The organism is Xanthomonas sp. 10-10, from assembly GCF_040182365.1.
In the GTDB taxonomy this organism is placed as follows: Bacteria; Pseudomonadota; Gammaproteobacteria; order Xanthomonadales; family Xanthomonadaceae; genus Xanthomonas; species Xanthomonas arboricola_F.
Genome location: NZ_CP144460.1, coordinates 4,526,167 through 4,547,343, shown reverse-complemented (window position 1 = coordinate 4,547,343; position 21,177 = coordinate 4,526,167). Strand labels below are relative to the sequence as shown.

Here is a 21,177-nt window from a genome sequence, read left to right as displayed (position 1 = left end):
CCGTCATGGCGCATACCCCAGTCGATCACCACGGACACCACCAGCCCGGCTTCGTCGAGCGCTGGTTCTTTTCGACCAATCACAAGGACATCGGCACGCTGTATCTGCTGTTCTCCTTCGTGATGTTCATCATCGGCGCGGCGATGAGCGTGGTGATCCGCGCTGAACTCATGCAGCCCGGGCTGCAGTTCGTCAAACCCGAATTCTTCAACCAGATGACCACCGTGCATGCGCTGGTGATGATCTTCGGTGGGGTGATGCCGGCCTTCGTCGGCCTGGCCAACTGGATGATTCCGCTGCAGATCGGCGCACCGGACATGGCGTTGCCGCGCATGAACAACTGGTCGTTCTGGTTGCTGCCGGTTGCCTTCACCTTGTTGTTGCTGACGTTGTTTTTGCCCGGCGGTGCGCCTGCCGGCGGCTGGACGCTGTACCCGCCACTGTCGCTGCAGGGCGGCTACAACGTGGCCTTCAGCGTGTTTGCGATCCACGTGGCCGGCGTCAGTTCGATCATGGGCGCGATCAATATCATCGCCACCGTGCTCAACATGCGCGCGCCCGGCATCGATCTGCTCAAGATGCCGATCTTCTGCTGGGCGTGGCTGATCACTGCCTTCCTGCTGATCGCGGTGATGCCGGTGCTGGCCGGTGCGGTCACCATGCTGCTGACCGACAAGTTCTTCGGCACCAGCTTCTTCAACGCGGCCGGCGGCGGCGATCCGGTAATGTACCAGCACATCTTCTGGTTCTTCGGGCACCCGGAGGTCTACATCATGATCCTGCCGGCGTTCGGCGTGGTCAGCGAAATCATTCCCACCTTCAGCCGCAAGCCGCTGTTCGGCTATCAGGCGATGGTCTATGCGATCGCGGCGATCGCGTTCTTGAGCTTCATCGTGTGGGCGCACCACATGTTCACCGTGGGCATGCCGCTCGGTGGCGAAATCTACTTCATGTTCGCCACGATGCTGATCTCCATCCCGACCGGGGTGAAGGTGTTCAACTGGGTCAGCACGATGTGGAAGGGCTCGCTGACGTTCGAGTCGCCGATGCTGTGGGCGGTGGCGTTCGTGATCCTTTTCAGCATTGGTGGTTTTTCCGGCCTGATGCTGGCGATCGTGCCGGCCGACTTCCAGTATCACGATACCTATTTCGTGGTGGCGCATTTCCATTACGTGCTGGTCACCGGTGCGGTGTTTGCCCTGATTGCCGCGGTGTATTACTGGTGGCCCAAGTGGACCGGGCGCATGTACAACGAAGCCTGGGCCAAGTTCCATTTCTGGTGGACGATGATCTTCGTCAACCTGTTGTTCTTCCCGCAGCACTTCCTCGGGCTGGCCGGCATGCCGCGGCGCATCCCCGACTACAACGTGGTGTTTGCCGACTGGAACCTGGTCAGCTCGATCGGTGCGTTCGGCATGTTTGCCACGCCCTTCCTGATGGCCGCCATTCTGTTGGCGTCGCTGCGTAGCGGCGCCCGTGCCGATGCGCGTGCCTGGGAAGGTGCAAAGGGGCTGGAGTGGACAGTGCCTTCGCCCGCGCCTGCGCACACCTTCACCGTGCCGCCGGTCATCAAGCCTGGAGATCTTGCGCATGAAGACATCGGCCACTGAGTCGGCGTCGGAGCCGGTGGTGACGCGTCTACTCTCCGCTGCCGAGCGGCAGGCGCAACAGCAGCGTGCGGTACGCCGCACCGCAATCACGATGGGCATCATTGCGCTGCTGATCTATGCCGGCTTCATTGCCTCGGGCGTCATCGGCCGATGACTGCGCGCGCGCCCACGCATGCGCCGACCGCTGGCTTGTTCAAGCTGCTGGGCGTGGTGCTGGGCGTCTTTGTGCTGACGTTTTCGCTGGTGCCGCTGTATCGCATCGCATGCGAAAAAGTCTTCGGTATTCGCATGGAGCGCGCACCGGGAAGCGCCCGCGAAGGTGGGTCCAATGCGGTGGGCGGTGGCAAACGCACCGTGCGCGTGGAGTTCGATGCCGGGGTCAATTCGAAACTGCCGTGGACCTTTCATCCCGAGCAGATGACGATGGACGTGGTTCCGGGCGAGCTCAACGAGGCGCTGTATTTTGCGCGCAACGACAGCAAGCGCGCAGTGGTGGGGAGCGCGGTGCCATCGGTTGCGCCGGCGCGAGCGTCCGGCTATTTCAACAAGACCGAATGCTTCTGCTTCACCGCGCAGACGCTGCAGGCCGGGGAGAAGCGCGACATGCCGCTGCGTTTCATCGTGGACCCTGCGCTGCCGGCGGAAGTCACCACAATCACGTTGTCGTACACGTTCTATCGCAATGACGCGCTGACCTCGGAACTGCAGGGCGGTGCCGTGTCCGGCACGCCGCGCGCGGCACCGTAACCTTCATCCACCCGCACCACCACACGGAAGCAACGCCATGGCCGATCACAGTCCCAACGCCGATGCGTATTTCGTCCCGACGCAGAGCAAATGGCCCTTCGTCGGGTCGATTGCGATGTTCGTGATGATGATTGGCGTGGCCAGTTGGCTCAACGACGCGGCATGGGGGCGCTGGACATTCTTTGCCGGCATGGCGATGTTGCTGGCAACCTTGTTCATGTGGTTTGGCGACGTTATTCGCGAGTCCAATGCAGGCAACTACAACCGTCAGGTGGACGGCTCGTTCCGCATGGGGATGGTGTGGTTCATTTTTTCCGAGGTGATGTTTTTCGGTGCCTTCTTCGGTGCGTTGTTCTATACGCGCGTGCTGACGCTGCCCTGGCTGGGCGGCGAAGGCGATGGTGTAATGACCAACGAGCTGCTGTGGAACGGCTATTCCGCTGCCTGGCCGACCAATGGTCCAGGCACGATCGGCGGCCAATTCCAGACCATTCCGGCCTGGGGATTGCCGCTGATCAATACGCTGATCCTGCTCAGCTCCGGCGTGACGCTGACCATCGCCCATCACGCGCTGAAGGGCGGTCGTCGCGGTGCGCTGCTGCTGTGGCTGGGGCTGACCGTGCTGCTGGGTTGCGTGTTTTTGTTCCTGCAGGCCGAGGAATACATCCACGCCTATACCGAACTCAATCTCACCCTGGGCTCGGGCATCTACGGCTCCACGTTCTTCATGCTCACCGGCTTCCATGGCATGCATGTGCTACTGGGCACGATCATGCTGGCGGTGATGTGGCTGCGTGCGGCCAAGGGCCACTTCACTCGCGACAATCACTTCGCATTCGAAGCGGCCGCGTGGTACTGGCACTTCGTCGACGTGGTGTGGCTGGCGCTGTTCCTGTTCGTGTATGTGCTTTAAGGGCAGTGATTCGGGATTCGGGATTGGTGATTTGCAAGAGCAATCCGCTTTTGCTCTTACGAATCCCTAATGCCCGATTCCCAATCCCGTCGGCCGCGTCAGCGGCCGATGCCATGTGGCTTGATCCAGCCGGTGTAGATGCCGATGATCACGATGGCGATCAATGCAACTGACAATCCAATGCGCCAGGTCAATGCATTGACGGTGCGTTTGGTCTGGCCGCGGTCGGTCAGCAGGTAGTAGAGACCGGCACCCAGGTTCCACAGGATCACGATCAGGAAGGCGACAATCAGCAGCGTCTTGAGCGAATCGTTCACAGCAGCCCCGGTGGTCGTCGACGTGGTCCGGGCATTGCACGCTTTTTTGCGCCGCTTGTCATGACGCGCAAGCACACGGCGGTCTTGGGGTGGGCGCTGGCAGTGCTGGTGAGCACGGGGTTTGCTGCGCTTGGGCAATGGCAACTGCAGCGCATGCACAGCAAACAGGCGTTGTTGGAACGCGCAGCGCATGTACGTGAGACGCCGTTGACGCTGGCGCAGGCAATGGCCGCGCGGCAGCCGCTGGCCTGGGTGAGCGGAGGTGTGCAGTTCTTGCCGCAGCAGGTGCTGCTGGACAATCAATTGCATGCCGGGCGTGCCGGCGTGCGTGTCTATCAGCTTGCCGCCGCGCAGGGCACATCGCGCACCTTGTTGGTCGACCTGGGCTGGCTGCCGTTGCCGGCAAATCGGCAACTGCCGAACATCGCTGCACTCCAAGGTGCGCGCGAGGTGCAGGGGCTGCTGAGCGCGCCGCCGTCGTCCGGCCTGGCGATCGGGCCGGCGCTGGCGCCCACCGCCACGTCCAACGCCTGGTTGGCGACGCGGCTGGATGCGCAGGCGGTGCGCAGCATGCTGGGAAGGCGCGACATTTCGTCGCAGGTATTGCGGCTGGATCCAGCCGTGCCGGTCGGTTATGCGCGAGATCTGGAGATGCTGCCGAACACGCTGCCGCCCGCGCGGCACTTGGGTTACGCGGTGCAATGGTTCGGCCTCGCGGCGGCGGTGCTGGCCACTGCGACGCTGCTGACGTGGCGTGCGCGGCGCCGTCGGCGCCGCGGGCACTGACCCGCGCGGCATGAGAAAATCGCCGGCATGACCTCTCCTACATCGGCCACGCCGCACTCGGTCAAACGCGGCCGCAGGATGCTGATTGCCCTGGCAGTGCTGTTCTTCGGCTCGATGTTGCTGGCCGGCGTGCTGCGCTTCTCCGGTTGGCAGCCGGCGTCGATGCGCAACAACGGACAACTGCTCAATCCGCCCGCCGACCTGCGTGCACTGGTGCCGGTACGCGCGGACGGCAAGCCGTACGCGTGGGCGCCTGGCGAACGCATCTGGCGGATCGCGCTGGCGCCGCCGGCAGACTGCGCGCAGCGCTGCGTGGCCTTGGCCGCAGAACTGGACAAGGTCTGGCAACTGCTTGGGCATCGCGCCGACAAGGTGGAGGTGCTGTGGATCGGAACGCCGCCCGCCGGTCTGCCGCCGATGCCGGCCTTGCGCGTGCTGCGCGACGATGCCTCGCTGCGGGGCGCACTGCCGGGTGGCAACGATGCCGCTGGCGTGCCGGTGTATGTGATCGACCCCAACGGCTTCGTGATCCTGCGCTATGCCCCGGGGTTCGACCCGGCCGGCTTGCGTGCGGATCTGGTCAAGCTGCTGAAATTGATGTGAGCCCGTCTCGATGAATCTGTTTGCGCCACCGGCATTGTTCCGCCACTTCCACCGCATGGCCTGGCTTGCGGCGCTGTTCACTGCGAGCACGATCCTGTTCGGGTCGTTCGTACGCCTGTCCGACGCCGGCATGAGCTGTCCGGACTGGCCGACCTGCTATGGCCGCGTCACCTGGCCGCAGACCACCGACGAAGCCAACACGCACGTGGCCAGCAAGATCCGCCCGCTGGAATCGCACAAGGCCTGGCGCGAGCAGGTGCACCGCTTCCTGGCCGGCGCGCTGGGCGTGGAAGTGCTGGTGCTGTCGCTGCTGGCCGCGCGTCGCCGCCGCATGGGCATTGCGCAGGTGGTGTCGGCAGCGGCGCTGGTGGCGCTCTCGATCCCCTTGTACATGTCGGGCTGGCACATGCCGGCAATGGCTGTAGCGATCGCCGGCGAGGCGATCCTGCTGCTGGCGGCGCTGCGCTGGAGCAATATCGATCTGGCGCGTGCCGCGGTGCTGACCCTGGCGGTAGTGATCTTCCAGGCGCTGCTGGGGATGTGGACGGTGACGCTGCTGCTCAAGCCCATCGTGGTGATGGGCCATCTGCTCGGCGGCATGCTGATGTTCTCTTTGCTGGTGTGGATGGCATGGCGGGCGACCCATTTGCCGATCACGCTGGCCGACGCCTCGCGGCTGAAGTGGCTGCTGCGCCTGGGTGTGGCAGTGCTGGGCCTGCAGATTGCGCTGGGCGGCTGGGTCAGTGCCAATTACGCGGCGCTGGCCTGCGGCGGCGGCAGCTGGTCTGCCGACAACTTCCCGCGTTGCGTCAGCCAGTGGTGGCCGCCGCATGACTTCCGCGAAGGCTTCACGCTGTGGCGCGGGATCGGGGTGGATTACGAAGGCGGCGTGCTCGATGGCGCAGCGCGTATCGCGATCCAGATGGCGCATCGCTTGTGGGCGATCGCGACCGCGCTGTACCTGTGGTGGCTGGCGTGGCGTCTGTCGCGTTCGCCGGGCATGCGGGTGTGGGCGACCGCGTTGGCGGTGCTGGTGGCAGTGCAGGTGACGCTGGGCATGCTCAACGTCAAGCTGGCCTTGCCGCTGGAGGTGTCGGTGCTGCACAACGGCGGCGCGGTGGCCTTGCTGTTCGTGCTGGTGTCGTTATTGGCGCGGCTGCGCGCGCCGGAGTGAGCATGGCTGTCAGCGCACGCGATTATTGGGATCTGACCAAACCAAAGGTGGTGGCACTGATCGTGTTCACTGCGCTGGTGGGCATGTTCCTGGCCATTCCCGGCGTCCCCACCTGGGCACAGGTGCGCGCGGGCACCTTGGGTTTTGTGGGGATCTGGCTGGCCGCCTCGGCGGCGGCGGCGATCAATCAGTTGCTCGATGCCAAGATCGACGCGCAGATGGCGCGTACCTCCTGGCGTCCGTTGGTGGTGGGCAAGGTGCGGCCGTGGCAGGTGATGGTGTTTGCCAGCGTATTGATTGCGATCTCCATGACCATGCTGGTGGTCTGGGTGAATGTCATCACCGCGGTGCTGACCTTCGCCTCGATGATCGGCTATGCGGTGATCTACACCGTCTACCTGAAACGGGCGACCTCGCAGAACATCGTGATCGGCGGGCTGGCCGGCGCTACGCCGCCGATGCTGGGCTGGGCGGCGGTGACCGGGTTGCCGACCACGGCCGACTGGATCAATGCCTCCATCCTGGTGCTGATCATCTTCATCTGGACGCCGCCGCATTTCTGGGCGCTGGCGATCTTCCGGCGCGCCGACTACGCCAAGGCGGCGATCCCGATGTTGCCGGTGACCCACGGTGTGCCGCATACGCGCAAGCAGATCTTCATCTACACGATCGTGCTGGCCATCGTGACCTTGCTGCCGGTGGCGGTGGGCATGAGCGGGGTGTTCTATCTGGGCGGCGCGGTGGTGCTCAACGCGGTGTTCCTCTGGTATGCGTGGCGCATGCTGGACCCGCCGGACGAACTGTTTTCGATGAAGATGTTCGGCTATTCCATCGTGTATCTGATGGCGTTGTTCGCCTTCTTGATGGTCGATCACCTGCTGTTGCCCTGGGTGCGCTAGTGGCCGCAGTGGCGCGCGCGGCAGCGCTGTAGATCAGCCGTCCAGCGCGCTTGCGCAAGCCCGCGCATCCCGTGCGATGCGTCTGCAGGCATGCGGAGCATGGCTAAGGGCGTTGAACAGACGGGCCAACTGCGCTGCGTCCAAGCCAATCGCGGTGTCAGCGTCGGCAGACGCCGCGATTTCGGGTTCGTCCAGTGCATTGATCCATCACACGTTGCCGGCAACAGCCACGCTGAGCCGGCACACCTCAGCTCAGCCAGCTGGCGCACTCGGTGGTGTTTTTGCTATCGCAGCTGGACTGCATTTTCTGTTGAAGGCGCGTCAGCACTGCGCTGCCTTCCCGGCGATGCTGCTTGCTCCAGGTCTTCAGTGCGGTGCCGAGCGTGGCGAAGCGCTGCCGGGTGCGTTGCCTGTAGCCATCCGGTTGGCCGGCCAGCTCGCCGATCACCTGCGTGGCGGCGCTCTCGATGCCGGCGGTGTCGTCCGGGCTGAGCCGGATCAGCCCATCCACGTACATCACGCCCCACTGCACCCGGGTGGCAGGGCCTTGCGCGCTTTCGTAAGCCTTCCTGAGCCAGGACAGTGCAGTCTTCTTGTCGCCCCGCTGTTCGGCCAGATCCGCCAGCTCGGGCATGTAGTAGTACGGCGTCTTGCTGCGCGACAGCTCCGCCAGCAGCAGTTGCTCGGCACCGCTGGCATCGCCGGCTTCTCCCAGCAACGCCGCGGCGGTGCTGATGGTGGACTGGCGCTCCTCATCGGTCTTGGCCGCGTCGCTGGCCCATTGCACGCGCTGGCGCACGAGATCGGCCACCTCGGTTGGAAGCGGCGGCTGCGGGCCTTTGGCTTGCGTCTCGGTGGGCTGGCCTTGCGCCAGCCGTGCCAGCTGGATGCGCGCATAGGCAGTGCCGAGCCGGTCGGAGATCGGCAGTGAGGTGTCGGCGTAGACCTTGTCCAAGGCCTGATTCAGTGCGTTGGAGAGCGTAGCGCGGACGCCAGCCTCGTTGCTGGCGGCCGTGATCAGGCGTGCGGGCACATAGCTCAGGGTACCGAGATTGGCGCGCACTTCGGCCGGGTCGGCCAGCACCGCTTCCAGCAAGGTGCGATTGGCCGGATTGGCAGCTGGCGGATCCTTTGCGGCGCTAATGGCGGCCAGGGCGAAGCTGCGTTGCAGCGCCGGCTGCGGCGCCGATTTGGAGAGCCGGGTCAGTACATTGGCGGCGTCGGCGGGCTTGACCAGCCGGTCGTCGGTGCCCCAGGCATAGTTGCCGAGCACGGCCCAGTCGTCCGCGCTGAGCTGTTGTGGCGTGTGCAGCGCCTTGTCGAGTAATTGCTGGGCGGTACTGGTGCTCTTGGCGGCGGCCCGTAGCACGTCGACCAGACGCGCGTTATCGGCATCGCCGGCCAGCCGGGTGACTTCGCTGTGATCCGGGCGCAGCACGATGATGGTGGGATAGCCCTTGACCCCGAAGCGCTCGCCCCAGGCCTGCGCGCCTTCGGAATCGCCATCCAGGTGCACGGCGACAAATTGCTGGGTACGCGCGATGAAGGCTGGGTCCTTGAACAGGGTGGCCTTCAGGCGATTGCAGGGCGGGCACCAGGCCGCGCCCCAGTACAGCAGGATCGGCTTGCCGCTTTCCTTGGCTTCGGCGAAGGCGTCTTCCACGTCGCCCTCGCGCCAGGCGATGCTGGCAGCGGGTGCTGGCGTGGATGCAGCCTTGGTCTGCGCGGGAGCCGCGGGCGGGGCGGGCTTGTTGCAGGCAGTCAGCGTCGCCAGCGTCGCCAGCAGCGCGATCAAGGACGGGGAGGGGCATCGAAACGACAGCGTCATGACAGTCACCGTGGGGCGGCAGGAGGTCGATCGAGCACTCTAGCGAGCGCTGGCGCGCGCATGCGGACATGCGTGATAACCGTTGTATATCTGCTTACAACCCGGACCTCCCGGCGATGCGAACTGCTGTCACGCGATGCGCAGCGTCTGAGCGCCGACGGCGCACCGTCAATGCGACCCGGACGCGCCTTGCGGCTGGTCTGGTGCATTGCGCGCATAGCGCGCGGCCACGAACGCGCACACGATCAGCTGCAACTGGTGATACAGCATGATCGGCAACACGATCGCGCCCAGGCCGCCACCGGCAAACATCACCTTGGCCATCGGCACGCCGGTGGCCAGGCTCTTCTTCGAGCCGCAAAACACGATGGCGATCTCGTCGGCGCGGTTGAAGCCAAGCCGGCGCGCAATGAAGGTGATCGACAGCATGGCCACTGCCAGCAACAGCGCCGCAGCGCCCAGCACTGCGAGCAATGCCGGCAGTGGCGTCTTCTGCCACAGCCCTTCGTTCACCGACGCGCTGAAGGCGGTGTAGACCACCAGCAGGATGGTGCCCTGGTCGGTATAGCGCAGCACCGCGCGATGGCGCTCCACCCAACCGCCGATCCACGGACGCATGAAATGCCCCGCCAGAAATGGCACCAGCAGCTGCAGCAGGATCTTGCCGATGGCCTCGGCCGGGTGCGCCATTGCGCCCTGGCTGCCGACCATGGCGCCCATCAGCAACGGGGTGAAAAACACGCCCAGCAGGCTGGAAAGCGAGGCCGCGCACACTGCGGCCGGCACGTTGCCGCGCGCCATCGAGGTAAAGGCGATCGACGACTGCACCGTGGACGGCAACGCGCACAGGAACAGTACGCCGATGTAGAGCTCCGGCGTCAGTGCGATATGCGCCAGCGGCTTGAACAACAGGCCCAGCAGCGGAAACAGCACGAACGTGCAGGCCAGGATCACCAGATGCAGGCGCCAATGCAGCGCGCCGGCCTTGACCGCTTCGCGCGACAGCCGTGCGCCGTGCAGGAAGAACAGCGCGGCGATCGCCACATCGGTGACATCGTCCATGATAGCGGCGGCAGCGCCGGAAACCGGCAACAACGAGGCGAGCGTGACCGTGCACAGCAGCGCGAGGGTGAAGGGGTCAATGCGCAACCGCGCCAGCAGCTTCTTCATCGAGATCCGACGGTATCGCGCGATTGTGCGCCTGGAGCGGACCATTCTACGACGCGTGCGGGCGCTGCCTAAGCCTGTGTCGTCGTGGCTGCCCGGCTTGCACAGCCTCTCAGCGCTGCGGTTGGACACCTAGTTGCTTGCGCACCGCCGCTTCCAGCGACGGCTGCATGCCGGCATCGCGTCCGACCTGCAAGGCCTGTTCGCTGCTGGCCCCCTCGCGTGCGGCGAGCAGGGCCAGCAGCGCGCCCGCACGATTGCCGGTGGCGCAGTGCAGTAATACCGCGCCGCGCTGCTGTTGATCGAGCACCCGCTGCAACGTGCGGACGGTCTCCGGCGTGAGTGCATCGGCATTGCGGATCGGCAGGCGGACATAGCGCAGGCCCAGTGCGTGGGTGGCTGCGCTCTCGTCGTAGCCGCGTGGCTCGTCCGGGGCACGCAGATCGATCACGGTGGTGACGCCCTGGGCCGCGGCATCGCGCAGGTGCGCCGGCGTGGGCTGGCCGGAACTGAGCAGATCGCGGGCCGTGCCTGTGGGCCTTGCCTGCGCCAGCGCAGCGCCGCTGAGTAGCGCGGCGCACCAAGCCGCATGGCGCAGGCGGTGGTGCATCACAACGCTGCGAGCGCCTTGAGCAACTCGCGCATTTCGTATTTGTCGGTGTTGTCCAGGCCCTGTGCGCGCTGTTTGGCCTGCAGTTCTTCCACGCGCTGACGCAGCAATTGCTTGTCGAGTTGGGCGACGACGTCGTGCAGCTCGATCGCCCAGCTATGCTCGTCGCCGGGAAGCTCCTGCGCGGCCAGCTTCTGCAGCGCGACCAGTTCCTCGCGCTCGGCGAAGTGCTCCAGCAGCGCGCCGGTGCTGATTTCCGGCCGTTGCCTCACCAGCGCCAGCAGCTCCATCAACAACTCGATACCGGGCAGGCGCAGGCCGGAAAAATCGTGGTCGCCTTCCAGGCTCATCGCCAGCGAGGGTTGTTGCAACAGGATGGCGATCGATGCGCGCACCAGGCTGCGTTTCTGCGTGGGTGCACCCATGCGCGCGGGCGGCCGTGCCTTTGGCGAGAACTGTGGCGCGGACGTGCTCGCGCCCACGCCGGTCATGCGCGCCAGCTCCTGCTTCATCAGATCGCCGAACGCGCCCTCGGGAATCTGCGCCAGCATCGGCTTGGCACGCTCGGCCAGGCGCGCCTTGCCGTCCAGTGTGTGCAGGTTGATCTCGCGCGACATCTCGTCGAAAAAGAACTGCGACAGCGGCGTTGCCTGCTTCAGGCGTTGATCGAAGGCCTGCGCGCCTTCCTTGCGCACGATGGTGTCGGGATCCTCGCCATCGGGCAGGAACAGGAAGAACGCCTGGCGGCCATCCTTCATGCGCGGCAGCACCGATTCGAGCGCGCGCCAGCCTGCCTTGCGCCCGGCGTTGTCGCCATCGAAGCAGAAGTACACATCCGGCGCATTGCGGAACAGCAGTTCGGCATGCTCGGGCGTGGTTGCGGTACCCAGCGTGGCCACCGCCTGGGTCACGCCGAACTGGAACAGCGAGACCACGTCCATGTAGCCCTCGACCACGATCAGCCGCTCGATCTTCTGATTGGCCTGGCGCACCTGCCACAGGCCGTACAACTCGCGGCCCTTATGGAACAGCGCGGTTTCCGGCGAATTGAGGTACTTCGGCCCCGGGTCGCGGCCATCGGCCGGCGCACCCATGATGCGACCGCCGAAGGCGATCACCCGGCCACGGCGATCGAAGATCGGAAACATCACCCGGTCGCGGAACTTGTCGTAGACGTGGCCGCGATCGTTCTTGGAAAACAGCCCGGCGCGTTCGAGCACGCTCATGCGGCGGGCATCGGTGCCCAGGGTGTCCTTCAATGCGCTGTAGCCATCGGGCGCATAGCCGATCTGGAAACGCGCACGGTTCTCCGCATCCACGCCGCGTCCATCCAGATACTCGACCGCACGCGCGCTGCCTTCGAGCTGACGCTGGAAGAACTTGGTGGCCGCTTCCAGTGCCGAATACAGTTCGCGGCTGTCGTCCTGTTGCTGCGGCGTACGCTGCTGGGTATCGCGCGGGATCTCCATGCCGGCGCGCTTGGCCAGCTCGTCGACCGCATCGAGAAACTCGAGGCGGTCGTAATTCATCAGGAAGCTGATCGCCGTGCCATGCGCGCCGCAGCCGAAGCAGTGATAGAACTGTTTGGTCGGCGAGACCGTGAACGAGGCCGAGCGCTCGTCGTGGAACGGGCAACGTGCCGAATATTCCTTGCCCTGGCGCTTGAGCGGCACGCGGCCGCCCACCACCTCGACGATGTCGGTACGTGCGAGCAGTTCGTCGATGAATGCGTCGGGGATGCGGGCCATCCCGCTAGGATATCGCAGCGGCCGGCGACCGCCTTGCTTTAGAGGGCGCGCCTGGGTTGCCGATGCCCGCATCGGCTCACGCTCAGCTGTGTGGCGGGGACGTCGGCTGCGGGGCTGCCGAAGCGGCCGGCGCATCGGCTGCCGGCGCGAGCACCGGCGGGTGCTCCGGATCCACGCCCGCCTCGCGCAACTTGCGGTGCGAGCGCACCCGTTCGTCGATCACCGCGGTGATCAATGCACCGACGAAGAACACGACCGAGGCGTAATACATCCATACCAGCAGAATGACCAACGTGCCCATCGAACCGTATGCGCTGCCGGGCGCGGCGGTGGCGATGTACACGCCAATGGCATAGCGGCCCAGCGCAAACAACAGCGCGGTGATGACGCCACCCAGAAACGCCTGGCGCCAATCCACGGTGCGGTCGGGCAGATAGCGATACAGGAATGCAAACGCCAGCGAATACAGGGCCAGCGTGGTGACATAGCCCACGGCCGGCAGCACCGACGGCAGGCGCGCAAACACCACCTGCAACGCGGTGGTGGCGATCATCGACACGATCAGCAAAAAGCCCAGCGCCAGGATCACGCCGAACGAGAACACGCGCTTTTTCAGCCACGCCATCAACCCGTCCAGGCGTTGCTTGTCGGTACGAAAAATCAGGTTCAAGGCGTTCTGCAGCTGGGCAAACACCGCCGTGGCGCCGATGAACAGCAGCAGCGTGCTCCACAAACCTGCCAGCGAGCCAACGCCGGGCTGATCGGTGGCGTTGCGAATGATGGTCTGGGCGACTTCGGCAGCGCTGCCGCCCGCCAGTTGTGCAACCTGCTGCACCAACGCGTCCTGCGCAGGCGGATACAGCGAGGCCGTCAGCCATAACAGCAGGACCAGCAGCGGTGCCAGCGACAAGAGTGCGTAAAACGACAACGACGCAGCCTGCGTCATGACGTCGATTTCGATAAAGCGGTTCAGCAGCGCCATCGGCACGCTGCGCTGCAGACGGCTCACGTGCTTATGCAGATAGGCGGTTGAAAGCGTCGTCACCGTCGGGAACATCCTTGGCGCATACCGTTGTGCGCGCAGGAGGGTCGCAGCAAGGTCGGTATGCGGGAAGACCTTGCCCACGCCTGCGCTGGCGTACCCGTTCTAGCAGGGCCAAATCGAAGGAGGGGTGAAAGCGCGTGCGTGCGGCGCTCTGTGCATCTGTCAATCGGCGGACACCGCGCCTGGGCAGTGCGAGACAGCGGCGTGCAAGCGTCTTTGAAGGTCTTGCGTACGGCGGCCTTGCACTAAGGCATGAGCACGCACTCCGGCAACACGAACCGCCCAGCATCTACAACGAAGGCGGCGCCGATGACGACTCACCGACGCACTGCAGTCATGCACCCCCGCTGCCCGCAGTGCCCTGGCGTTTGGTGCAGGGCAGGGCGGACCGATCAGCCTGCCAGGTGCTGCTTGACCAGGGTCGAGACCAGGCCCATGTCGGCCTGACCGGCCAGCTTGGGCTTGAGCGCGCCCATCAGCTTGCCGATATCGGCCGGGCTGCTGGCGCCGGTCTGCGCGATGGCAGCCTGGATGGCGGCGACGATCTCGGCTTCGCCCATCTTGGCCGGCAGGTAGCGCTCGATCACCACGATCTCCTCGCGCTCGATCTGCGCCAGGTCCTCGCGTGCGGCGGCCTCGTACTGGGTGACCGAGTCCTTGCGCTGCTTGACCATCTTGTCGAGCACGGCGATCACCGCGGCATCGTCCATCTCGATGCGCTCGTCCACTTCCTTCTGCTTGATCGCGGCGTTGATCAGCCGGATCACGCCCAGGCTGTGCTTGTCGCCGGACTTCATGGCGGCCTTCATGTCATCGGTAAGCTGCTGCTTGAGGGGCATGCGGTAACTCCTGGTTACATAGTGGGGAGGCCGGCGCGCTGCGGTGGCAACGTGCATCGGCTGAATGGACGGGATGGCGATGCGCGGCGGGAGCCGGCGGCGTCGCATCGCCCAACAGGTCGTTCGATCCGGTCGGCGGACCAATACAAAAAGCCGGCGACGCTTGCGCGTGCCGGCTCTTGGGCTCTCTTCGATGGGCCGCGCCTACAGCGCAGACCCACCGGCAAGAACCGCGTTCGATCAGTACAAGCGCTGGCGCTTGGTGACGTCGCGCGAGGAACGACGCAACTGACGCTTCACAGCAGCGGCAGCCTTGCGCTTACGCTCCTGGGTCGGCTTTTCATAGAACTCGCGCTTGCGGGTTTCGGCCAGCACGCCGGCCTTTTCGCAGGTGCGCTTGAAACGGCGGAGCGCAAATTCGAAGGGCTCGTTCTCGCGGACTTTAACGCTGGGCATGGGTTCTCCAGATAATGGGATTTCCGTCCGGGAGCCCCGGGCGGGTGCGAGCGGACTCGCGTGACGGAATTTCCGGGTTGCCCCGGCGAGCCGCGCATTATAACGACTTGCAGGCGGCCTGCAAGCCCTTGCCGATATTTACCTCGACAAGCCCGTCAGGGCGTGCGTTTGCGCCCGATCCGGCGCTGCGGATGCGGGCGCGCAGCATATCGCCGCCGGCGCATCTGCGCAGTACAAAAGCTGCGAAAATAGGCGCCTGTTCTCTCTGCCGAGCTGCCGTGAAAGTCCTTGGGATCGAATCATCGTGCGATGAGACTGGCGTAGCGGTCTACGACACCGCCTTGTCCGGGGTGTCGGCGCTGCGTGCCCATGCGGTCTATAGCCAGATCGCGCTGCATGCCGAGTACGGCGGGGTGGTGCCGGAACTGGCCAGCCGCGACCACGTACGCAAGCTGTTGCCGCTGATCCGCCAGACCCTGGGCGAGGCCGGTTTGGGTATCGACGAACTCGACGGAGTGGCCTATACCGCCGGCCCGGGCCTGGTCGGCGCGCTGCTTGTCGGTGCCGGTGTGGCGCGGTCGCTGGCCTGGGCACTGGACGTGCCGGCGATCGGGGTGCACCACATGGAAGGCCATCTATTGGCGCCGTTGATGGAAGACGACCCGCCGCAGCCGCCGTTCGTGGCGCTGCTGGTCTCCGGCGGGCACACCCAATTGGTGTCGGTGAAGGCCCTGGGCGAGTACGTCGTGCTCGGTGAGACCCTGGACGATGCGGCCGGCGAGGCCTTCGATAAGACCGCCAAGATGATGGGCCTGCCGTATCCGGGCGGCCCGCAGCTGGCGGCGCTGGCCGAAACAGGCACGCCGGGACGCTACAAGTTTTCGCGACCGATGACCGACCGGCCGGGCCTGGATTTCAGTTTCAGCGGGCTCAAGACCCAGGTGCTGCTGGCGTGGCGCGCCAGCGACCAGTCCGACACCACGCGGGCGGACATCGCGCGCGGCTTCGAGGATGCGGTGGTGGAGACGCTGGCGATCAAATGCCTGCGCGCGCTGGATGCGGCCGGCTGCAACACGCTGGTCGTGGCCGGGGGGGTGGGCGCCAACAAGCGCTTGCGCGCGCAGCTGCACGAGGCCGCGCAGCGTCGGGGCGGCCGGGTCTGCTTCCCGCGACCGGCCCTGTGCACCGATAACGGCGCCATGATCGCCTTCGCCGGCGCGCTGCGGCTGGAAGCCGGCGAGCGCGCCGGTGCGCAGGTGCATGTGACGCCGCGCTGGGATATGGCTGGCTTGCCGCCATTGGCGGCGCGGGAATCGGGAATCGGGAGTCGGGAATAGGGAATCGTAAAAGCGCTACTTCGATTCCGTTCTCGCTGCCGTGCAGTTAGCTTGTGCTCTTCACCATTCCCTATTCCCGACTGCCTATTCCCCATGGACAAAGTTTTTATCGAAGGCCTGGAAATCGATGCGCTGATCGGCATCTACGACTGGGAGCGGCGGATTCGCCAGACGCTGCGGTTCGATCTGGAGATGGGCTTCGACAACCGCATTCCGGCCGCCAGCGACGAGATTGCCGATACCTTGAACTACAAGGCGGTGAGCAAGCGGTTGATCGAGTTCGTGCAGGCCTCCGACTTCGGGCTGGTCGAAACCCTGGCCGAGCGCTGCGCGGCGATCGTGCTGGACGAGTTCGGCGTGCACTGGCTGCGGTTGAAGCTGAGCAAGCCTGGCGCGGTGCGCGGCGCGCAGGCGGTGGGGGTGATCATCGAGCGTGAGCGGACGGGCTGAAGGCCGCCGTCCGCTGCGGCCATGGCCAGCCCCGGAGATCCGACCGGCGCTGGCCCAGCGATCCACAACCACCTACAGATCCACACCACCAACGCGCGTTTCAACCGGACTCTACAAACCCCGAATCTCGAATTCCGTCTCCCGACACTTGCCCCCTCGCGGTCGCGTCAGGCTAGAATTGACGGCCATGTAAACGTTTTCTCAAGGATCTCATGGCTGCTGATCGCATCGAAACCCTGATTGCTCGGATGACCGTCGAAGAGAAGGTCGGCCAATTGGGTGTGTTCGCCGACATGGTGCGTCCGTTCGCACCGGACGTGAATCCCGAAGCCAACGTGCGCAATGCCGACGAGGTGCTGCAGCAGGTGCGCGAAGGCCGGGTCGGCTCGCTGTTCAACGGCGTGGGCGCCGCGTTGGGTGTGCAAATCCAGAAGGTGGCGGTGGAAGAGAGCCGCCTGGGCATCCCGGTGATCCTGGCGGCCGACGTGATCCATGGCATGCGCACGGTGTTCCCGATCCCGCTGGGCGAAGCGGCCAGCTTCGAGCCGGAGCTGGCCGAGCGCACCGCGCGCGCCACCGCGATCGAGGCCACCGCCGCCGGCCTGCACTGGACCTACGCACCGGCCGTGGACATCGCCCGCGACCAGCGCTGGGGCCGTGGCGCCGAGGGCGCCGGCGAAGACGTGGTGCTGGGCGCGGCGTTTGCCGCCGCGCGCGTGCGTGGCTTCCAGGGCAGCGATCTGAAGGCCGACGACGCGTTGCTGGCCACCCCCAAGCACTTCGCCGCCTACGGCGCGGTGGCGGCGGGCATGGAGTACAACACCGTGGACATCGCGCCGCAGACATTGCGCGATGTGCACCTGCCGCCGTTCAAGGCCGCCTTCGATGCCGGCGCATTGAGCGTGATGTCCTCGTTCAACGACATCAACGGCGTGCCGGCCAGTGCCAATCACGAATTGCTGACGCAGATCCTGCGCGGCGAATGGCAATTCCCCGGCGTGGTGATTTCCGACTACACCGCCGACATGGAGTTGATCGCGCACGGCTACGCGGCCGACGAGCGCGATGCGACCAAGAAGGCGTTCCTGGCTGGCCTGGATCTGAGCATGCAGAGCGGCTTTTACGCCGCGCATCTGCCGTCGCTGGTGGAAAGCGGCGAGGTGCCGATGGCCACGCTGGATGCCAGCGTGCGTCGCATCCTGCAGCTGAAGGAGGCGATCGGCCTGTTCGACAACCCGTATCGCTCGCTGGACCCGGCGCGCGAAGCCGATAACGCTCACCTGCCTGCACACGATGCATTGTCGCGCGATGCGGCGCGGCGTTCGATCGTGTTGCTGAAGAACGACGGCGCGGTGCTGCCGCTGCGCAAGAGCGGTCAGCGGATCGCGCTGATCGGCCCGTTCGTGCAGGACCGCGAGAACATCGAAGGGTGCTGGACGTTGTTCGGCGACAAGGCGCGCTACGTGACCCTGGAGCAGGGCGTGCGTGCCGTGGTCGGCTCCGACTATTTGAGCGTTGTACAGGGCTGTGGTCTGGAAGAGGCGCTGCCGGGCGGTATTTCCGCGGCCATCGATGCCGCGCAGGCTGCCGACGTGGTGGTGCTGGCGCTCGGCGAGCCGCAGCGTTTCAGTGGCGAGGCGCAGTCGCGCACCGAGATTACCTTGCCGCCTGCGCAGCAGGCGCTGGCCGAAGCGGTTGCCGCCACCGGCACGCCCATCGTGGTGCTGCTGCGTAACGGTCGCGCGCTGGCGCTGCATGGCGCTGTGCGCGATGCGCAGGCGATTGCGGTGACCTGGTATCTGGGGACTCAGACCGGTACCGGTGTGGCCGATGTGCTGTTCGGCGACTACAACCCGTCCGCGCGCCTGCCGATCAGCTTTCCGCAGGTCACCGGGCAGCAGCCGTACTTCTACAATCATCTGCGCACCGGCCGTCCCGAGCTGCCGACGTTGTCCGAATACAAGGCGCGTTGGCGCGAAATGCCCAACGAGCCGCTGTATCCGTTCGGGCACGGTCTGAGCTACACCACGTTCGCATATGCGCAGCCGCAATTGAGCGCCGCGCAACTTGGCTGGGATGACACGCTGACCATCACCACGCGCGTGACCAATACCGGAACCGTTGCCGGCGAAGAAGTGGTGCAGTTGTATCTGCACGATCGCGTGGCAAGCCGGGTGCGTCCGGTGCGCGAACTCAAGGGGTTCCGCAAGGTCTTGTTGCAGCCTGGCCAGCACATGGATGTGGTGTTCACGCTGACGCGCGAGGCGCTGGCGTTCACCAATCCAAAGGGCGTGTTCGGTGCCGAGCCTGGTCTGTTCGACCTATGGGTGTGTGCATCGGCCAAGAGTGGCGAAGCGGCGACGTTCGAATTGCTTGGCGTCTGAGTGCGCTTGCCAAGACGGTGGAGCACCATCGCGGCGATAGGTCGTCGTCTGCGATGCGATCATGTGCAAGACCTGATCAAGACGCCGCTGGCTGCCGCTTGTGATGGCAGGGCCGTTGTCGCGTGAGGTGGCAGGGTGAGCGGGCCTTGCCTGCTGCCGCAGCGCAGGTGCGTGCCGACATCGGTGCACGCGCACCTTGATGCCATCGTTTTGATGCCATCATTGCTGCAAGCGGATATGCGCGACAGCGCGCAGGCCTCCGCTGCCAGCAATAGATCGTGCCCGTGCTGAGTGCGAAGCGCCGGCCAGAGAAAATCGCCGGCATGGGATGCACATGGTGATGCAAGACAGAGCGCGTCCCCCTCTGCCTCCGGCACTGTCTGCGCATCGAGACGCGCAGACAGTGCCGGCAATGGCCTAGATCGCGCCGCTCACGCGTCGTTTTCCACCGCGGCCTTGCTCTTGGGCGTGAGCTTGAGCAGACGGCCGGTGCTGCCGCTGGCCTCGTCTTCCAGCAGCCACAGCGCGCCATCGGGGCCTTGCTCCACTTCGCGGATGCGTGCGCCCATGTCGTACCGGGCCACTTCGCGTGGCTGATCGCCCAGCGAGACCTGCACCAGCGCCATCGACGACAGGCCGCCGATGAAGCCCTGGCCGCGCCAGGCCGGGAATTGCGTGCCGTTATAGATCACAAAACCCGCCGGCGAGATCACCGGCGTCCAGCTGATCTTGGGGGCGGCAAATTCCGGGCGCGTGTTGTGGTCGGGAATCGGCCTGCCGTCGTAGTGGTCACCGTTGGAAACGATCGGGTAGCCATAATTGGCGCCGCGCTGGATCAGGTTGAGCTCATCGCCGCCTGCCGGGCCCATTTCGTGCTCCCACAACCGGCCCTTGCCGTCGAACGCAATACCCAGGATGTTGCGATGGCCCAGCGACCACACCTGCGCGGCCACGCCACCTTGCGCGGCGAACGGGTTATCGGCCGGCACGCTGCCGTCGTCGTTGAGACGGATCAACTTGCCGAGATTGGCTTTCATGTCCTGCGCCGGATCGAACTTCTGGCGCTCGCTGGAGGTGATCCACAGCTTGCCGTCCGGGCCGAACGCGAGCCGATGGCCGAAGTGGCCATTGCCGGAGACCTTGGGGGTCTGACGCCAGATCACCTTGAGCTCGGACAAGGTGCCGCCTCCGGTGGCATCCAGCGTGAGCTTGGCGCGCGCGACTGCCGCGCCGCGGGTGTCGCCCTGGCCGGGTTCGGCGTAGCTCACATAGACCAGGCCGTTCTTGGCAAAGCGCGGATGGGCCAGGACATCGCCAAACCCACCCTGGCCACCGTAAGCGACTGCCGGAACACCGGTCACCGCGCTCTTGCGCTGGGTCTTGGGGTCCAGACGCATCAGCGCGCCGCGCTTTTCGCTGACCAGCAGCGTGCCGTCGGGCAGGAAGGTCATTGCCCAGGGCTCATCGAAGTCGGCGACGGTGGCGGCCTGAAAGGGCCATTGCGCCTTGGGGATGGAGGCCGCGGGAGCGGCCGCAGGTGCGGCCAGGGCGGCACCGGTGGTGAACAGGGTGGCCGAACAGGCCAGGGCGAGCAGACGACGGATAGACATAAGGTCCTCCAGGGGATGGGCACGGTCACGCTGCAGCCCTCCCGCAACGTGTTCCGCGTCGGGTTTTCAAGTACCTTACACGACGCTACCGGGGCCGCCCTTGTCGCAGGTCACTCTCCGCAGGCCGGCCGCGTCTCACATCGTTGTTTCATCATGCAGTTTCACCATGAAAAGGAGTTTCCATGGCCATGCAAAAAACCTCGTTTGCCTTTATCGCCGCGTCGTGGGCCGCTTTGCTGGCGGGCGGCGCTGCGTATTTGATCGGTCTATGGAACGCGCAGATGCTGCTCAACGAGAAGGGTTACTACTTCACGCTGCTGTTGTTTGGCCTGTTCGCATCGGTATCGTTGCAGAAGAGCGTGCGTGACCGCGCGGATGGAATCCCGGTGACAGGCCTTTACTACGCCATCTGCTGGTTTTCGCTGATTATCGCGCTGGTGCTGCTGGCAATCGGCTTGTTCAACGCCACCTTGCTGCTGAGCGAAAAAGGCTTCTATGCAATGGCGTATGCATTGAGCCTGTTTGGCGCAGTGGCCGTGCAGAAGAACACCCGCGATGCGATGGAAGCGGATGCGACTGCATACACCTCGCGCGTCGCGCCGCCGCCATTGGACTGACAGGCACCGCCGCTGAGACGACAACGCCACCGTGACG

At 65.3% G+C, this 21,177-nt stretch carries 21 protein-coding genes; 12 read left to right on the top strand and 9 right to left on the bottom strand.

Annotated elements, in window-relative coordinates; all coding sequences use genetic code 11:
• Positions 1 to 5: 5 nt before the first annotated feature.
• Genes ctaD through VZ068_RS19165 form a run of 4 tightly spaced genes read left to right on the top strand, consistent with a single transcriptional unit; the run spans position 6 to position 3,270 of the window.
• Entirely contained in the window at positions 6 to 1,610 is a 1,605-nt protein-coding gene (ctaD, locus tag VZ068_RS19180) for a cytochrome c oxidase subunit I (protein WP_349656190.1), read from the top strand.
• A complete protein-coding gene (locus VZ068_RS19175; RefSeq protein WP_349656189.1) occupies positions 1,591 to 1,764 on the top strand; it encodes a hypothetical protein in 174 nt (57 codons plus the stop codon). The genes ctaD and VZ068_RS19175 overlap by 20 nt, the downstream gene beginning before the upstream one ends.
• A complete protein-coding gene (locus VZ068_RS19170) occupies positions 1,761 to 2,357 on the top strand; it encodes a cytochrome c oxidase assembly protein (protein WP_349656188.1) in 597 nt (198 codons plus the stop codon). The genes VZ068_RS19175 and VZ068_RS19170 overlap by 4 nt, the downstream gene beginning before the upstream one ends.
• A 37-nt stretch (positions 2,358 to 2,394) precedes the next feature.
• Positions 2,395 to 3,270, top strand: a complete 876-nt coding sequence (locus VZ068_RS19165; protein WP_046964241.1) for a cytochrome c oxidase subunit 3 — start codon at positions 2,395 to 2,397, stop codon at positions 3,268 to 3,270.
• Between the two features lie 98 nt (positions 3,271 to 3,368).
• Here VZ068_RS19165 and VZ068_RS19160 read toward each other — a convergent pair whose 3' ends face one another.
• On the bottom strand, positions 3,369 to 3,587 hold the full coding sequence (locus tag VZ068_RS19160; protein ID WP_005996896.1) for a twin transmembrane helix small protein: 219 nt from the start codon (positions 3,585 to 3,587) through the stop codon (positions 3,369 to 3,371).
• A 60-nt stretch (positions 3,588 to 3,647) separates the two neighbouring features.
• Here VZ068_RS19160 and VZ068_RS19155 point away from each other — a divergent pair, with 60 nt between their 5' ends.
• The 4 genes from VZ068_RS19155 to cyoE are packed head-to-tail and all read left to right on the top strand — an operon-like array spanning position 3,648 to position 7,049.
• Positions 3,648 to 4,373, top strand: coding sequence for an SURF1 family protein (locus tag VZ068_RS19155; protein WP_259156940.1), 726 nt, complete (start codon positions 3,648 to 3,650; stop codon positions 4,371 to 4,373).
• A gap of 27 nt (positions 4,374 to 4,400) precedes the next feature.
• On the top strand, positions 4,401 to 4,976 hold the full coding sequence (locus VZ068_RS19150) for a hypothetical protein (RefSeq protein ID WP_349656187.1): 576 nt from the start codon (positions 4,401 to 4,403) through the stop codon (positions 4,974 to 4,976).
• Positions 4,977 to 4,986: 10 nt separating this feature from the next.
• Positions 4,987 to 6,150 carry a COX15/CtaA family protein gene (locus VZ068_RS19145; RefSeq protein ID WP_259163687.1) on the top strand — a complete coding sequence of 388 codons (1,164 nt, stop codon included), beginning with the start codon at positions 4,987 to 4,989 and terminating at the stop codon, positions 6,148 to 6,150.
• A 2-nt stretch (positions 6,151 to 6,152) separates the two neighbouring features.
• Complete coding sequence (gene cyoE, locus VZ068_RS19140; protein WP_046964245.1) at positions 6,153 to 7,049, top strand: heme o synthase; 897 nt, start codon at positions 6,153 to 6,155, stop codon at positions 7,047 to 7,049.
• Between the two features lie 247 nt (positions 7,050 to 7,296).
• On the opposite strand, the gene VZ068_RS19135 is transcribed toward cyoE, so the two are convergent.
• The 7 genes from VZ068_RS19135 to rpsU form a co-directional block, all read right to left on the bottom strand.
• Positions 7,297 to 8,877, bottom strand: a complete 1,581-nt coding sequence (locus VZ068_RS19135) for a thioredoxin family protein (protein ID WP_349656186.1) — start codon at positions 8,875 to 8,877, stop codon at positions 7,297 to 7,299.
• A gap of 168 nt (positions 8,878 to 9,045) precedes the next feature.
• Complete coding sequence (locus VZ068_RS19130) at positions 9,046 to 10,092, bottom strand: bile acid:sodium symporter family protein (protein ID WP_259156934.1); 1,047 nt, start codon at positions 10,090 to 10,092, stop codon at positions 9,046 to 9,048.
• A 64-nt stretch (positions 10,093 to 10,156) separates the two neighbouring features.
• Positions 10,157 to 10,654 (bottom strand): sulfur transferase domain-containing protein, encoded by a 498-nt coding sequence (locus VZ068_RS19125; protein WP_259163685.1) that lies wholly within the window; start codon positions 10,652 to 10,654, stop codon positions 10,157 to 10,159.
• A complete protein-coding gene (dnaG, locus tag VZ068_RS19120; RefSeq protein WP_349656185.1) occupies positions 10,654 to 12,402 on the bottom strand; it encodes a DNA primase in 1,749 nt (582 codons plus the stop codon). The genes VZ068_RS19125 and dnaG overlap by 1 nt, the downstream gene beginning before the upstream one ends.
• Before the next feature lie 82 nt (positions 12,403 to 12,484).
• Positions 12,485 to 13,528: a YihY/virulence factor BrkB family protein gene (locus VZ068_RS19115; protein ID WP_259163673.1), complete on the bottom strand. Its 1,044-nt coding sequence runs from the start codon at positions 13,526 to 13,528 to the stop codon at positions 12,485 to 12,487.
• Between the two features lie 311 nt (positions 13,529 to 13,839).
• Positions 13,840 to 14,286: a GatB/YqeY domain-containing protein gene (locus VZ068_RS19110; protein ID WP_126946494.1), complete on the bottom strand. Its 447-nt coding sequence runs from the start codon at positions 14,284 to 14,286 to the stop codon at positions 13,840 to 13,842.
• Positions 14,287 to 14,526: 240 nt separating this feature from the next.
• Positions 14,527 to 14,742, bottom strand: a complete 216-nt coding sequence (gene rpsU / locus VZ068_RS19105) for a 30S ribosomal protein S21 (protein ID WP_002808376.1) — start codon at positions 14,740 to 14,742, stop codon at positions 14,527 to 14,529.
• Between the two features lie 278 nt (positions 14,743 to 15,020).
• On the opposite strand from rpsU, the gene tsaD reads away from it, so the two are divergent.
• From tsaD to VZ068_RS19090, 3 genes are all read left to right on the top strand, one after another.
• Positions 15,021 to 16,079: a tRNA (adenosine(37)-N6)-threonylcarbamoyltransferase complex transferase subunit TsaD gene (tsaD, locus tag VZ068_RS19100; RefSeq protein WP_349656184.1), complete on the top strand. Its 1,059-nt coding sequence runs from the start codon at positions 15,021 to 15,023 to the stop codon at positions 16,077 to 16,079.
• A 93-nt stretch (positions 16,080 to 16,172) separates the two neighbouring features.
• Positions 16,173 to 16,529, top strand: coding sequence for a dihydroneopterin aldolase (folB, locus tag VZ068_RS19095; protein WP_259163662.1), 357 nt, complete (start codon positions 16,173 to 16,175; stop codon positions 16,527 to 16,529).
• Positions 16,530 to 16,741: 212 nt separating this feature from the next.
• On the top strand, positions 16,742 to 18,913 hold the full coding sequence (locus VZ068_RS19090) for a glycoside hydrolase family 3 N-terminal domain-containing protein (RefSeq protein ID WP_259156903.1): 2,172 nt from the start codon (positions 16,742 to 16,744) through the stop codon (positions 18,911 to 18,913).
• 431 nt (positions 18,914 to 19,344) lie between these two features.
• Here VZ068_RS19090 and VZ068_RS19085 read toward each other — a convergent pair whose 3' ends face one another.
• Complete coding sequence (locus VZ068_RS19085) at positions 19,345 to 20,523, bottom strand: PQQ-dependent sugar dehydrogenase (RefSeq protein ID WP_259156902.1); 1,179 nt, start codon at positions 20,521 to 20,523, stop codon at positions 19,345 to 19,347.
• A gap of 182 nt (positions 20,524 to 20,705) precedes the next feature.
• Between VZ068_RS19085 and yiaA the strand changes: the two genes are divergently transcribed.
• Positions 20,706 to 21,140 carry an inner membrane protein YiaA gene (yiaA, locus tag VZ068_RS19080; protein ID WP_349656183.1) on the top strand — a complete coding sequence of 145 codons (435 nt, stop codon included), beginning with the start codon at positions 20,706 to 20,708 and terminating at the stop codon, positions 21,138 to 21,140.
• Positions 21,141 to 21,177: the final 37 nt, after the last annotated feature.